This window comes from Streptomyces sp. NPDC020917 (assembly GCF_044333795.1).
GTDB lineage: Bacteria > Actinomycetota > Actinomycetes > Streptomycetales > Streptomycetaceae > Actinacidiphila.
The window spans coordinates 26,156-39,816 of record NZ_JBIRRR010000031.1; the positions used below are offsets into that span (position 1 = coordinate 26,156).

11 protein-coding genes and 2 tRNA genes are annotated in these 13,661 nt (G+C 73.0%); 9 read left to right on the forward strand and 4 right to left on the reverse strand.

What is annotated here, in order from left to right; translation table 11 throughout:
* Positions 1-83: 83 nt before the first annotated feature.
* Positions 84-614: an NUDIX hydrolase gene (locus ACH4TG_RS38855; RefSeq protein WP_398247677.1), complete on the reverse strand. Its 531-nt coding sequence runs from the start codon at positions 612-614 to the stop codon at positions 84-86.
* Complete coding sequence (locus ACH4TG_RS38860; RefSeq protein WP_398247678.1) at positions 611-2,215, reverse strand: zinc-dependent metalloprotease; 1,605 nt, start codon at positions 2,213-2,215, stop codon at positions 611-613. The genes ACH4TG_RS38855 and ACH4TG_RS38860 overlap by 4 nt, the downstream gene beginning before the upstream one ends.
* Positions 2,216-2,332: 117 nt before the next feature.
* Here ACH4TG_RS38860 and ACH4TG_RS38865 point away from each other — a divergent pair, with 117 nt between their 5' ends.
* From ACH4TG_RS38865 to ACH4TG_RS38880, 4 genes are all read left to right on the forward strand, one after another.
* Positions 2,333-3,436: an SDR family oxidoreductase gene (locus tag ACH4TG_RS38865; protein ID WP_398247680.1), complete on the forward strand. Its 1,104-nt coding sequence runs from the start codon at positions 2,333-2,335 to the stop codon at positions 3,434-3,436.
* 158 nt (positions 3,437-3,594) lie between these two features.
* The gene (locus ACH4TG_RS38870; RefSeq protein WP_398247682.1) at positions 3,595-4,065 is read left to right on the forward strand and encodes a molybdenum cofactor biosynthesis protein MoaE; all 471 of its coding nucleotides are present in this window, start codon (positions 3,595-3,597) and stop codon (positions 4,063-4,065) included.
* A gap of 186 nt (positions 4,066-4,251) precedes the next feature.
* Positions 4,252-4,638, forward strand: a complete 387-nt coding sequence (locus ACH4TG_RS38875; protein WP_398247684.1) for a hypothetical protein — start codon at positions 4,252-4,254, stop codon at positions 4,636-4,638.
* A 10-nt stretch (positions 4,639-4,648) separates the two neighbouring features.
* Positions 4,649-5,722 (forward strand): PDZ domain-containing protein, encoded by a 1,074-nt coding sequence (locus tag ACH4TG_RS38880; protein WP_398247686.1) that lies wholly within the window; start codon positions 4,649-4,651, stop codon positions 5,720-5,722.
* Positions 5,723-5,784: 62 nt separating this feature from the next.
* Here the strand turns inward: ACH4TG_RS38880 and ACH4TG_RS38885 are convergent, their stop codons facing one another.
* Positions 5,785-6,339 carry a PPA1309 family protein gene (locus ACH4TG_RS38885; protein WP_398247687.1) on the reverse strand — a complete coding sequence of 185 codons (555 nt, stop codon included), beginning with the start codon at positions 6,337-6,339 and terminating at the stop codon, positions 5,785-5,787.
* Between the two features lie 108 nt (positions 6,340-6,447).
* Here ACH4TG_RS38885 and ACH4TG_RS38890 point away from each other — a divergent pair, with 108 nt between their 5' ends.
* The 5 genes from ACH4TG_RS38890 (at position 6,448) to ACH4TG_RS38910 (ending at position 13,217) form a co-directional block, all read left to right on the forward strand.
* Positions 6,448-9,399 carry a UPF0182 family protein gene (locus ACH4TG_RS38890; protein ID WP_398247689.1) on the forward strand — a complete coding sequence of 984 codons (2,952 nt, stop codon included), beginning with the start codon at positions 6,448-6,450 and terminating at the stop codon, positions 9,397-9,399.
* 42 nt (positions 9,400-9,441) lie between these two features.
* Positions 9,442-9,515, forward strand: a tRNA-Met gene (locus ACH4TG_RS38895).
* Positions 9,516-9,683: 168 nt separating this feature from the next.
* Positions 9,684-11,576, forward strand: coding sequence for a tetratricopeptide repeat protein (locus ACH4TG_RS38900; RefSeq protein ID WP_398247691.1), 1,893 nt, complete (start codon positions 9,684-9,686; stop codon positions 11,574-11,576).
* 95 nt (positions 11,577-11,671) lie between these two features.
* Positions 11,672-11,748, forward strand: a tRNA-Met gene (locus ACH4TG_RS38905).
* A 188-nt stretch (positions 11,749-11,936) separates the two neighbouring features.
* Entirely contained in the window at positions 11,937-13,217 is a 1,281-nt protein-coding gene (locus tag ACH4TG_RS38910; protein WP_398247693.1) for a HEAT repeat domain-containing protein, read from the forward strand.
* Here the strand turns inward: ACH4TG_RS38910 and ACH4TG_RS38915 are convergent.
* Positions 13,187-13,597, reverse strand: coding sequence for a Fur family transcriptional regulator (locus ACH4TG_RS38915; RefSeq protein ID WP_398247695.1), 411 nt, complete (start codon positions 13,595-13,597; stop codon positions 13,187-13,189). The genes ACH4TG_RS38910 and ACH4TG_RS38915 overlap by 31 nt on opposite strands.
* Positions 13,598-13,661: the final 64 nt, after the last annotated feature.

Consider the following 13,661-nt stretch of genomic DNA (forward strand, 5'->3'; position numbering starts at 1 on the left):
GGGTCCCGCCCGCCCGACGCCGGGGACCGCACACCGGAGGATCGCGCGGTGCGGACCGCGCCACAGGACAGCGACCCCGCGCCCTACAGCAGGGCGCGGGTCGCGGCCAGCAGCGCCAGCACGGAGCCGTCCGCCACGTCGGCGACCTCGTCGTAGCCGAACCAGCGCAGGTCCAGCGACTCGTCGCTGATCGCGGCGACCGCGCCCTCGGGCGCCACCGCCGCGTACTGGACGTCCAGGTGCCAGGCGCACGGCGTCGCGTGGCGGTCCAGGCGGACCGGCCGGGGGACCAGCAGGCGCAGCCCCTCGATGCCGGACTCCTCGACGCCCTCGCGCAGCGCGGCGGCCGCGAGCGTGCTGTCGTCGGGCTCGCCGTGCCCGCCCATCTGGAGCCACATCCGCAGCTTCGCGTGCAGGGTGAGCAGAACGCGCTGCCGCGGCGGGTCGACGACCAGCACGCTGCCGGTCACATGGCCCGCCCGGCAGGACTTCAGGACACCGTCGGGGTGCGCGGCCAGGTGCGCCAGGTACTCCTGGCGCAGCTTCTCCTGTTCCGCGGTGGGCGCGGCCCACACCTTCAGGACGCCGACCGCGTCCGTGTGCAGGGCGCTCACTTGCCGGTGTCGCCCTCGCCGCCGTCCCGTCCGGAGCCGGGGTCCGTGTCCTTGGCGTCCTTGGCGTCCTTCGTGTCCCCGCCGTCCTTGGTGTCCTGGGCACCCTCCGTGCCCGCCTCGTCGCCCTCGGCGCCGTCGTCCTTGGCGTCCTTGGCGCCGGCCGCGTCTGCGTCCTTGGAGTCCTTGGCGTCCTTCGCGTCCTTGGTGAGCGTGTAGTCCACCGCCTCGCCGGCCGCCTCACCGAGCATCTTGTCCAGCTCGGAGAAGTCGAAGGTCTCGCGGTGCACGAAGCCGTCCGGGTCGTCCAGATCGGCGGCGGTCGGCAGCATGTCCGGGTGGGCCCACAGGCCGTCCCGGCCGTCCATGCCGCGGGCGTCGGACAGCGACGCCCACAGGCGGGCGGCGTCCCGCAGCCTGCGCGGCCGCAGTTCGAGACCGATCAGGGTGGCGAAGGTCTGCTCGGCGGGACCGCCGGACGCGCGGCGGCGGCGCAGCGTCTCACGCAGGGCGCCGGCCGACGGCAGGTGCGGGGCCGCGGCCTCGTGCACCACCGCGTCCACCCAGCCCTCGACGAGGGCGAGCGCGGTCTCCAGCCGGGCCAGCGCGGCCTTCTGCTCCGGGGTGTCCTGCGGCTGGAACATGCCCTGCTGCAGCGCCTCCTGGAGCTGCTCGGGCTGCGACGGGTCGAGCTGCCCGACGGCCTCCTCGAGGCGGGCGGTGTCGACCTTGATGCCGCGGGCGTAGCCCTCGACGGCACCGAAGAGATGGGCGCGCAGCCACGGCACGTGGGCGAACAGCCGCTGGTGAGCGGCCTCGCGCAGCGCCAGGTAGAGCCGGACCTCCTCCTGCGGGACGCCCAGGCCGTCGCCGAACGCGGCCACGTTCACCGGGAGCAGCGCGGCCTTGCCCGCGGGGCCCAGCGGCAGGCCGACGTCGGTCGAGCCGACGACCTCGCCGGCCAGGGTGCCGAGTGCCTGCCCGATCTGGGAGCCGAACATCGCCCCGCCCATGGAGCGCATCATGCCGAGCAGCGGGCCGGTCATGGCCTGCATCTCCTCGGGCAGGACGTCGCCCATGGCACCGGCGACCCGCTCGGCGACAGGGTCGACCAGCTCCCGCCAGACCGGCAGGGTCGCCTCGACCCACTCCGCGCGGCTCCACGCCACCGCGGTGTTGGCACCGGACGGCAGCGAGGTGACGCCGTCGAGCCACAGGTCGGCCAGGCGCATCGCCTCGGCGACCCAGTCGCGGTCGGCGCGGCCGACGCTGCTGTCCTTGACGCCGTCGGGCGTGCCCTGGGCGACGGTCTGGCGCGCGATGTCCTTGGCCATGTCCCAGTTCACCGGGCCGCCCTCGTAGGAGAGCATCTGACCGAGCTGCTGGAAGGCGGCGCCCAGGTCACCGGGGTTCAGGGAGCCGAACATCGCCGCGAACGGGTTGTCCCCGCCGCCGGGCCCGAAGGGGTTGCCGCCGAAACCGAAGGGATTGGGGGGTCCGGACTGTCCGCCCTGGCCGCTCCCGTCGCCCTTGCGCTGCTTGCCCTCGTCCCCGTCCTCAGGCTCCTCCGGAGGGACGCCGAATCCGAATGGGATGTCACTCACGGGATTCCTCGGCTCTGTGTCGTGATGGGGTGTGTGTGGTGGGCTGTACCTCCAGCCTAGACACGTGTCCGGCAGGATGGCTGCGTACGTATCTGAGACAACCGTGGGAGACACCCGGTGAGTTCCCCAGAAGCACACGTTCGCCCAGAGCGGAGCGCCGGTCGGAGCGCCTCAGGACCGGTGGTCGCGGTCACGGGGGCGGCCTCCGGGGTGGGCCATGCCCTGGCGCTGCGGCTCGTCGAATCGGAGCAGGTCAAGAAGGTCCTGGCGATCGACGAGCGGCGCGGGGACGTGCCCGGGGCGACCTGGCGGGTGCTCGACGTGCGCGACCCGGCGATCGCCGAGAAGCTGCGCGGCGCGGACGTCGTCGTGCACCTCGCGGTCGATCTGGACCTGGAGTCCGACCCCAAGGCGCGCTCGGCGTTCAACGTGCGCGGCACGCAGACCGTGTTGACGGCGGCCGCCGCCGCGGGGGTGCGCCGGGTCGTGCTGTGCACCTCGGCGATGGTCTACGGCGCGCAGGCGGACAACGACGTGCCGCTCGCCGAGGACGCGCCGCTGCGCGCCACCTCCGAGGCCAGCTTCGTCGACGACCTGCTGGAGATCGAGCGGCTGGGCCGGCGGGCGCCGCGCGCCCACCCGGGCCTGAACGTGACGATCCTGCGGCCGGCGGTCCTGGTCGGCGGCACGGACACCGCGCTCACCCGCTACTTCGAGTCGCCGCGGCTGCTGGTGGTCGCCGGCAGCCGCCCGTGCTGGCAGTTCTGCCATGTCGAGGACCTGGTGTCGGCGCTGGAGTACGCGGTGCTGGAGAAGGTCGACGGCGAGATGGCCGTGGGCTGCGACGGCTGGCTGGAGCAGGAGGAGGTCGAGGAGCTGTCGGGGATCCGCCGCATGGAACTGCCGCCGGCGATCGCGTTCGGCGCGGCCTCCCGGCTGCACCGCCTCGGCCTCACCCCGTCGCCGGCCGGCGACCTCGCCTACACCATGCACCCGTGGGTGGTCAGCGGCAGCCGGCTGCACGACGCGGGCTGGCGGCCGAAGTGGACCAACGAGGAGGTGCTGGCCGAGCTGCTGGAGGAGGTCGCGGGCCGCAACTCCGTCGCCGGGCGCAGGCTGGGCCGCAAGGACGCGACGACGCTGGGCGCCGCGGGTGCCACCGTGGCACTGGTCGGTGCGGCGGCGGTCGTCCGCCGGGCCCGCAAGCGCCGCGGCCTGTGAGCGCCGGAGCCGGTGCGCGTTCGAGCCAGTGGGCGCCGCGTCCGGTGAGGGTGACGGCCGGTGAGCGTGGCGCTCCCACCGGCACACGGGACCGGGACACCCTGGACACCGCGCCGATAATGGAAAGCTCTTTCCGTATTGCGGGAAGGTGAGGGAGCATGGAGGGCATGGCAGCCATGTACGAGGACCGCGACGCGAACGACGGCCCGATCCGCCTGCTGGCGATCCGCGACAGCGCGCTGTCGGTGGACGAGGTCTTCACCGCGGTCGGCGACGACGCGGCCGGCGGCACCGTGCTCTTCGTGGGGACCGTGCGCGACCACGACGGGCGCCCGGATGCGCAGGTGACGAGCCTGTCCTACTCTGCCCACCCCTCGGCGGGCGCCGAGCTGCGGCGGGTCGCGGAGAAGGTGGCCGCGGAGTACCCGGTCAGGGCCCTGGCGGCGGTGCACCGGGTCGGCGACCTGGCGGTGGGCGACATCGCGGTGGTCGTGGCCGTGTCCTGCCCGCACCGCGGCGAGGCGTTCGCGGCCAGCCGCCGGCTGATCGACGACCTCAAGAGCGAGGTGCCGATCTGGAAGCACCAGACCTTCGACGACGGCGCCGACGAGTGGGTCGGCGCCCACTGAGCCGCCGACGGCGCCCACTGAGCGGTCCCCGCCCCCCGCACCCACTCTGATGACGTAACCGTCCGTTAGTGGGATTTCCGGTTGCGTAACCCGGTGCCCCGGCTCAGCGTTGACGCACTGGGTGGTTAATCTGCTCATAGGTCTGATTTGGGACCTCTGGGGTCGATTCGGGGTCGGGAGTTCGTCGTGGGTGCACTCGTGTGGTTGCTGATTCCTGCCGTCGCGGCCGTCTTCGCGGCGATCTGGGCGCGCTGGGCGGTACGCAAGCGGGTCACGCACGACGGTGCCTCGCTGGCCGGCTACGAGCGCTTCAGGGCGGCCATGGAGACCGTCCCCGACAAGCCCGCGCGCCCGGCGCCCGCCGAGGCCGGCACGGACCCGCAGGAGGCCGCGGAGGCCGCCGGCACCCCGGCCGGGGCCCCCGGAGAACGTGGTGGCCGCAGGCGCCGGATCATCCTCTCCGGGCACGGCGCGGGCGGCGGCCACAGGCGCCGGACAGCCGCCGCACAGGCTGCTGTGGGGGCGGGCGAGGAGGACTCACCCAAGAGGCCGGTCACCCGTTCCTTCCCGTAGGGTCGACTCCATGCCACGCCGCACCGCGACGTTGATCGCCTCGACCCTGACGCTCATAGCGCTGCTGTGCGTGGCGCTGCTGACGCCCACGCCGTACTCCGAGATGTCGCCGGGCCCGACGGTCAACACCCTCGGCGACTACGGCGGCGACACGGTGATCCAGATCTCGGGCCACCAGACGTACCCCGCGGACGGCCACCTCAACATGACGACGGTCCGGGTGACCGGCGCCGACTACCGGATGAACCTCGTCGAGGCCCTGCTGGGCTGGGCGCGGCACGACGACAAGGTGGTCGAGCACGACACCCTCTACCCGCAGGGCCAGACCGCCCAGCAGGCCGACCAGGAGAACGCCGAGGAGTTCAGCCAGTCCCAGGACAGCGCCAAGGTCGCCGCGCTCGACGAACTGCACATCCCGGTGCAGTCCCGGGTGATCGTGGCCGCGGTGGTCAAGGGCGGCGCGGCCGAGGGAACGCTGCACGCCGGGGACGTCATCAAGGCGGTGGACGGCACCGCGATCACCCAGGCCGACCAGGTGGCCAAGCTGGTCACCAAGCACAAGCCGGGCGAGCAGGTGAACTTCACCATCGTGCGGGCCGCGGACGTCAAGTCCTCGTCGGCCCCGACCCACCAGGTGACGATCACCACGCGCCAGTCGCACGACGAGGGCCCGTCCCGCGCGGTGGTCGGCATCCAGGCGGGGGTCGAGCACCTCTTCCCCTTCACCATCGACATCAAGCTCGCCGACGTGGGCGGCCCGAGCGCGGGCATGATGTTCGCGCTCGGCATCATCGACAAGCTCACCCCGGGCAGCATGACCGGCGGCCAGTTCGTGGCCGGCACCGGCACCATCGACGACAACGGCGCGGTCGGACCGATCGGCGGCATCAGCCTCAAGACGATCGGCGCCCGCGACAAGGGTGCGAAGTTCTTCCTGACCCCCGCGGACAACTGCGAGGAAGCCGCCAAGGACGTCCCCAAGGGCCTGACCCTGGTGAAGGTGAAAACCCTCGACGACGCCATGACGGCGCTCAAGGACATCAAGGCGGGCAACGACGCGGCCCTGCCCAGCTGCAAGAGCTGACCAGGGCCGCAACAGGCGCGGCACCCGCGCGGCGCCGGTCGCCGCGCGGCACCGGCCAAGGGTCAGTCGAAGGTCGCCGACAGCGCGTCCGCCAGGCTTGGCACCAGCTCGGGACCGGTCAGCACCTCGGTCGGGGAGTCCTTCTCGCGCAGCCGCACCGCGGACTCGCGGGCGCCGTCCCTCAGCACCGCGACGGTCATCCGCACCTCCTGGCGCTCGGGGTGCCGCGCCACCCAGGACGCCAGCGCGGCGTCGTCCAGGCCCTTGGGCATCGCGGCCTCGGCGGACGGCGGCAGCATCAGCCGCTCCACGGTGAGCGCGCAGCCGGAGATCACCTCCGGCCAGGCGATGGTGGCCAGGAACTCGTCGAGCGGGGTGCCCGGCGGCAGCTCGTCCTGCTCGATCGGGGTCAGCCCGCCGGAGGCCTCCTCGTCGCCGAGGCCCAGCTGGTCGGCGAGACCGGGCTCGTGGGCGCGCAGATGGGCGGTGTCGACCAGGGCGAACAGCCGGGCCGGCTGGTCCCAGCCGAGCCCCGCGGCGTAGCTGTCGATCTCCAGGACGGCACGGGTCAGCGGGGTCGCCGCGAGCGGCGTGCCCTCTTCGGGGGTGTTGGACATGGGCCCCATCCTGCCTCTTCCGTTACCTGAATCGGGAACCGGCCAAAGCGTAGGTAAGTTGCACCAGTGGGCGTCCGACCCGGGACGCCTTTTTCACGACAGTTCGAGGTGCGCACCTTGGTATTCCAGATGCCGGACCGCAGCGGAAGGCCGTCAGGACCGCGGGTCAGGACGGTCCGCGCGTCCCGGGGCGCCCGGTCGCTGCTCATCACCGTCGGCATCCTCGCCGTCCTGATGATCGGGTTCGTCATGTTCGCCGGGATCTGGACGGACTGGCTCTGGTACCGCTCGGTGTACTTCTCCTCGGTGTTCAGCACGATGCTGTGGACGAAGGTCGGGCTGTTCTGCGTCTTCGGCCTGGTGATGGCGCTGGTGGTCGGGGCCAACATCTACCTCGCGCACCGGCTGCGGCCGCCGCTGAGCGCGATGTCGGCCGAGCAGCAGAACCTGGACCGCTACCGGATGGGCATAGCCCCGTACAAGGCATGGGTGCTGCTGGGGATCTGCTCGGTGGTCGGGCTCATCGCGGGCGGGTCGGCCGCGGCGCACTGGCGGCTGTGGCTGCTGACCACCAACGCCACGCCGTTCCACATCAAGGATCCGCAGTTCCACAAGGACGTGTCGTTCTACACCTTCGACCTGCCCTGGTACCGCTTCCTGCTCGACTTCGGCTTCGCGGCCGTGGTGCTGTCGCTGGTGGCGGCGGCGCTGGTGCACTACCTGTACGGGGGGCTGCGGATCACCTCGCCGGGCGGGCGGGCCACCGCGGCGGCCACCGGGCACCTGTCGGTGCTGCTCGGCCTGTTCGTCTCGCTGAAGGCGGTCGCCTACTGGCTGGACCGCTACGCGCTCGCGGTCAAGCCCAGCGGCCTGAAGTCCACCGACAACTGGACCGGGCTGCGGTACGTCGACGCCAACGCGTACCTGCCGGCCAAAACGATCCTCTTCTGCATCGCGGTGATCTGCGCGGTGCTGTTCTTCGCCACCCTGTGGCGGCGCACCTGGTCGCTGCCGATGATCGGCTTCGGCCTGATGGTGCTGTCCGCGATCCTGATCGGCGGGCTCTACCCGGCCCTCGTGCAGAAGTTCCAGGTGCAGCCGAACGAGGCCGCCAAGGAAGCGCCCTACATCCAGAAGAACATCGACGCCACGCGGGCCGCCTACGGCATCGACGACAGCGAGGTGTCCGACTACACCGGCAAGAGCAGCAGCACCGACAAGGCGGCGCTGCGCAAGGACGTGGCCGGTGCCGCCTCCGTGCGGGTGCTGGACCCGAACGTGGTCTCGCCGACGTTCCAGCAGATGCAGCAGTCCCGCGGCTACTACTCCTTCCCGTCCACCCTCGACGTCGACCGGTACACCGTCGACGGCCAGGAGCAGGACACCGTGGTCGGGGTGCGCGAGCTGAACATCAACGGCATCCCCGAGAACAACTGGATCAACGACCACTTCAAGTACACGCACGGCTACGGCGTCATCGCCGCCAAGGGCACCACCGCCACCGGCTCCGACCCGGTCGGGCAGCCGGTCTACACCGAGCAGAACCTGCCGACGTCCGGCAAGCTCGGCCCGTACGAGCAGCGGATCTACTTCGGCGAGCGGACCACGCAGTACTCCATCGTCGGCGGCCCCACCAAGGAGCTGGACTACGCCGACAAGGGCGGCGAGCGCACCACCACGTACACCGGCAAGGGCGGCGTCAGCCTGGACAACCCGGTGACGCGGGCGGCCTACGCGGTGACCTTCGGCGAGCCGCAGATCCTGTACTCGGGCGCGATAGGCCACGGTTCGAAGATCCTCTACAACCGCACCCCCAAGGAGCGGGTGGAGGCGGTGGCGCCCTGGCTGACGATCGACGGGGACCCGTATCCCGCGGTGGTGGACGGCCACGTCGAGTGGATCGTCGACGCCTACACCACCAGCGACGGCTACCCGTACGCCTCGCGGACCACGCTGGGCGAGACCACCACGGACTCGCTGACCGACAACCAGCGCACGGTGGTCGCCCACCAGAACCAGGTCAACTACATCCGCAACTCCGTCAAGGCCACCGTCGACGCCTACGACGGCACGGTGAAGCTCTACCAGTGGGACACCCAGGACCCGGTCCTCAAGACGTGGATGAAGGCGTTCCCGCACACCGTGCAGCCCCGGAGCGCGATCTCCCAGGACCTGATGTCCCACCTGCGCTACCCGCAGGACCTGTTCAAGGTGCAGCGGCAGCTGCTGGCGAAGTACCACGTCACCACCGCCGCCCAGTTCTACAGTGGCAGCGAGGTGTGGCAGGTCCCCGACGACCCGGCGTCGAAGTCCGGCAAGGCCGTCCCGCCGTACTACCTGAGCCTGAAGATGCCCGGGCAGAACAGCCAAGCGTTCTCGCTGACCACCACGTTCACCCCCACCAGCCGGGACAACCTCGCGTCCTTCATGGCGGTCGACGCGGACGCCACCAGTCCCGACTACGGGAAGATGCGGATCCTCAAACTCCCGCTCAACTCGCCGGTGGAGGGGCCGCAGCAGGTGCAGAGCAAGTTCAACTCCGACGGGCGCTTCGCCCCCGACCTGAACCTGCTCAAACGCGGCGACTCCACGATCGAGTACGGCAACCTGCTCACCCTGCCGCTGGACGGCGGCCTGCTGTACGTGGAGCCGGTGTACGTCCGCGGATCGGACCCGGCCATCAACTACCCGCTGCTGCAGAAGGTGCTGGTGGACTTCGACGGGACGATGGCGTTCAAGGACACCCTCGACGAGGCACTGGACGCGGTGTTCCAGACCAGCGGCTCGCCGCCGGCCGACTCCGGCTCGACCGGCGGCAGCGGCGCCAAGCCGCCGTCAACCGGCGGCACCGGTACACCCGAATTGCAGAAGGCGCTGGCGGACGCCCAGCAGGCGTACGACGACAGCCAGACGGCGATGCAGCACGGTGACTGGACGGCGTACGGCTCGGCCCAGAAGCGGCTCGCCGACGCGCTCAAGCGGGCGCAGGCCGCGGAGAAGGGCACGACGGCCCGCGCGACGCCCACGCCGACCGGGGCGACGCCCACCCCGACCCGCTGACCAGGGCTCATCCCCGAGTCGTGATACGGTGGTTCCACACGACGCGGGGTGGAGCAGCTCGGTAGCTCGCTGGGCTCATAACCCAGAGGTCGCAGGTTCAAATCCTGTCCCCGCTACTGCACGAAGAGGCTCGGAGTCAATCGACTCCGGGCCTCTTCACTTGTTCGGGGGAGCTTCGCGCTGAGGGGTTTGGAGTGACGCCTTGTCGGGAAGTCGACAAAACGCTGAAGTGACCGACTGGCTTGCGGTATACCAGGTGTACGCCGGTATCGGGTGGTGCGACGATGGAACTCATGGGGGATGGTGCAAGGCTGCTGAACACTCGTCAGATCCATGAGGGGCATGGGTCGGCGGGCGGTCCGTCGCTGCCCGCGACCGCGGCCGGGATGCTGCCCGCACCGCGGGAGGCCGAGCCCGAGGGCGACGGCCGCACGGACGCCGTGCCCGCACTGATCACCGAACTGCCCGACGAGGAGACCCTCGCGATGCGCGAGGAGGCCGAGATCGCGGCCCGCCACCGCCGTGCCGCCGACCAGGGCGACCCGGCGGCGATGAGCGCGCTGGGCACCCTCCTGCTGCGCCGCGGCGACCTCGACGGCGCCGAGCCCTACCTGCGCGCCGCCGTCCAGCACGGCGACCGCGCGGCCGCCAACAACCTGGCCCTGCTGCTGCACCAGCGCGGCTACGCCGACGAGGCGGCCGGCTGGTGGCGGATCGCCGCCGTCGCGGGCTCCGCCGCCGCCGCGCACGCGCTCGGCCGCCACTACCGTGAGCGGGGCGACGAGCCCGGTGCCGAGTACTGGCTGCGGCAGGCCGCCGACGCCGGGCACGCGCTCGGCGCGTACGCGCTCGCCGACCTGATCGAGCACCGCCAGGAGGACGGCGCCGAGCAGTGGTTCCGGCTCGCCGCCGAGCACGGCCACCGCGAGGCCGCCTACCGGCTCGCCCGGATCTGCGCGGACCGCGGCGAGAACCGCGAGGCCGAGCAGTGGTACCGGCAGTCCGCGGCCCGCCGCCACCGCCGGGCCGCGCTGCGCCTCGGCACGCTCCTGGAGGAGCGCGGCGAGACCGCGGAGGCCCAGCGCTGGTACCTGACCGCAGCGCGCGACGGCGAGGCCCGGGCGGCCTGCGCCTTGGGCTTCCTGCTGCGCGACGCGGGCGACATCGACCAGGCCGCCACCTGGTGGCGCCGTGCCGCCCAGGCCGGCGACGGCCAGGCGGCCAACGCGCTCGGCGCGCTGCACGCCGAGGAGGGCGAGACGCAGACCGCCGAGCGCTGGTACCGCACGGCCATGGAGGCCGGTGACGTCAACGGCGCGTACAACCTCGGCCTGCTGTGCGCCGGCCAGGGCCGCGGCTCGCAGGCCGAGCAGTGGTACCGCAAGGCCGCGTACGCGGGCCACCGCGAGGCGGCCAACGCGCTGGCCGTGCTACTGCTGCAGCGCGGCGACGCGGCGGGCGCCGAGCCGTGGTTCTCCAAGGCGGCCGAGGCGGGCAGCATCGACGCCTCGTTCAACCTCGGCATCCTGCACGCGGGCCGCGGCGAGCGGGACGCCGCGCGCGGCTGGTACGAGCGGGCCGCCGCGGCCGGGCACGCCGAGGCCGCCCTCCAGGTCGCCATAGCGCTGGAGCGCGAGGGCGACCACCACGGCGCGGAGCGCCACCTGCGGTGCGCGGCCGGCGGCGGCAGCCCCGAGGCGGCGTTCCGGCTCGGCGCGCTGCTCGACGCCGCGCGGGACGCCGGCGGCGAGTCCGCCGACCCCGGCGCGGACGCGGCCGGCGAGGAGGCCGAGGAGTGGTACGAGCGGGCCGCCCGGCAGGGCCACCGCCGTGCCCAGGTGCGGCTCGGCATGCGCGCCGCCAAGCGGGGCGACGCCGAGGACGCCGGGCACTGGTACCGGCTGGCCGCCGAGGCCGGGTCGCGCAACGGCGCGTTCAACCTCGGTCTGCTGCTGGCGCGTGAGGGGCAGGAGGCGGAGGCCGCCGAGTGGTGGACCCTGGCCGCCGACGCCGGCCACGGGCGCGCCGCGCTGCGCCTGGCGCTGCTCGCCGCCCGCCGCGGCGCGCTCGCCGAGGCGCAGTCCTGGTGCGCCCGCGCGATCGCCTGCGGTCCCGCCCCGGTCGCCGAGCGCGCCGCACGCCTGCGCGATGCCGTCACCCACGAACTGACGGCCTGACGGCCGTCCCGCCGCCGACCTGTCACCCGCCCGGCCCCTCCGGGAAAGGGATTTGGTCGGCGCGGGGCGGCTGGGCTACAGTAAGGGCACAACGACGCGGGGTGGAGCAGCTCGGTAGCTCGCTGGGCTCATAACCCAGAGGTCGCAGGTTCAAATCCTGTCCCCGCTACCACAGAGGACGAGGCCCGGAAACTCGGTTTCCGGGCCTCGTCTTTTCTTTCATCACACTTCGGGCAAAGTCCGGGCAACCTGCCTGGCCGCCACGGGTACGGCGCGCGATCCTGGGAGCGTACGACGGCCGGGCCGAGCCTGGAGGCGGTATTGCTGCGCAGACGGCGGGGGCGGGCCACGGCCCTGACCGTGGACTCCGGAAGCTGGGCTGCCTGGTGCGCGGCCGCGGCCGACGGCCGACCGGAGGAGGTGCGCCACCTCCTGACCCAACTGCGCGCGGTGCTGACCACCGGCCCCTCCGGCGCCCGGACGGCCGCTCTGGACGCGCTGTCCGCCGCCCCGGCCCGGCTGCTGCTCCTGCTCGACCGGCACGCCCGCCCCGGCCCGCCGGTCAGCGGCCCGTCAGGCCCGCTGCGGCTGTTCCTGGAGTCCCTGGACGCCCGGGGCACGACCCGCCAGGCGGCGGTCGAGGGCCTCGCCGGCTGCGGGGGGCCGCTGGCCGCCGCCGCGCTCGCACTGCGCACCGACGACTGGGCGGTGGAGGTCAGGCAGCGCGCGACCCGCGCGCTGATGGTCCGCAGTGCTCCGGACGAGGTGGCCGCCGCGGTCCGCGTGCTGCTCCGCATGGAGCGCCGCCACCGGGCCGGCGGGCTGCTGGCCGACTACCGGGTGCTGCTCGCCACGCCCCCGCACCGCCGCGCGGTCCGCGCGCTCGCCGCGGACGCCGATCCGCCGGCCCGCCGCTTCGGCGTCGAACTCGCCCTGGACCTGGGCGAGTACGTGCCGGGTGACCTGCAGCGGGCCGCGTTGTACGACGGCGACCAGGTGTGCCGCAGGCTGTGCGCGCAGCGGCTGCTCGAACTCGACCCCGGCCAGGCGGGCCGGCTGCTGACCGCGAAGGGCGCCGGCGTACGGGAGCTGGCGGTGGCCGCGCTGCCGCCGGACGTCCCGGCCAAGCATCTGGTGCCGCTGCTGGCCGACCGGGCCAGGATGGTGCGGGCGCAGGCGCGCTGGCAGCTGTACCAGCGCGGTGAGCCGCCCGCCGAGGTCTACCGGGTGCAGCTGCGCAAGGCCGTCAAGGCCGCGAACGCGGCGCCCCGGCTGCTCGCGGGGCTGGCGACGGGGCTCGGCGAGTGCGGTGACGCCTCGGACGCCCGGCTGCTGACGGGGCTGCTGGACAGCCCGCACACCCCGGTGCGCCGCGCCGCGGCCCGCGGGGTGGCCCGGCTGGCCGCTCCGGACCAGCTGGTGCCGCTGCTGGCCCCGCTGGCCAACGATCCGGACGCGGGTGTGGCACGCGAGGTGTTCGAGGGGCTGAGCCGGGTGCCGCAGGCCGTGCCGCCGGAGACGCTGTGGATCGGGCGGACCCGCACCGAGCCGGCGGTGCGCCGGCTCGCCGAGCGGATCGGCGCCCGGCGCTCCGGGCTCGCGGGTGACGCCTACGCGCAGTCCGGGCAGAGGCCGCGGTAGGTGACCTCGACCTCGGAGACGGCGAAGCCGAACCGCTCGCTCTGCGGGAGCGCGGCCAGCGGGTCGCCGAGCGGGTGCACGTCGCGGATGGTGCCGCAGCGGGAGCACACCAGGTGCTGGTGCGGCCGGTGGGCGTTGGGGTCGTAGCGCTTGGCGCGGCCGTCGGTCGCGACCTCGAGGACCTCGCCGATGGTCACCATCTCGCCGAGCGTGTTGTAGACGGTCGCCCGGGAGATCTCCGGGAGGCGCGCGGTGGCGCGGGCGTGCACCTCGTCGGCGGTGAGGTGGACGTGCTCGCCGTCGAGGACCTCGGCGACGACACGCCGCTGGGCGGTCATGCGCCAGCCGCGTTCGCGCAGTCGTTCCAGCAGGTCGCTCATGTGTCCAGCTTAACAGCGGGAGTCCTGGAAGCGAATAGATCCGTGACTGGTCTCTCTCTTGACT

Bases quoted from the DNA above. Each gene is read 5' to 3' on its own strand.
- ACH4TG_RS38870 (WP_398247682.1), top strand. From the start codon at position 3,595: ATGGAGGGCATGGCAGCCATGTACGAGGACCGCGACGCGAACGACGGC.
- ACH4TG_RS38880 (WP_398247686.1), top strand. From the start codon at position 4,649: ATGCCACGCCGCACCGCGACGTTGATCGCCTCGACCCTGACGCTCATA.
- ACH4TG_RS38885 (WP_398247687.1), bottom strand. From the start codon at position 6,339: ATGTCCAACACCCCCGAAGAGGGCACGCCGCTCGCGGCGACCCCGCTG.
- ACH4TG_RS38900 (WP_398247691.1), top strand. From the start codon at position 9,684: ATGGAACTCATGGGGGATGGTGCAAGGCTGCTGAACACTCGTCAGATC.
- ACH4TG_RS38915 (WP_398247695.1), bottom strand. From the start codon at position 13,597: ATGAGCGACCTGCTGGAACGACTGCGCGAACGCGGCTGGCGCATGACC.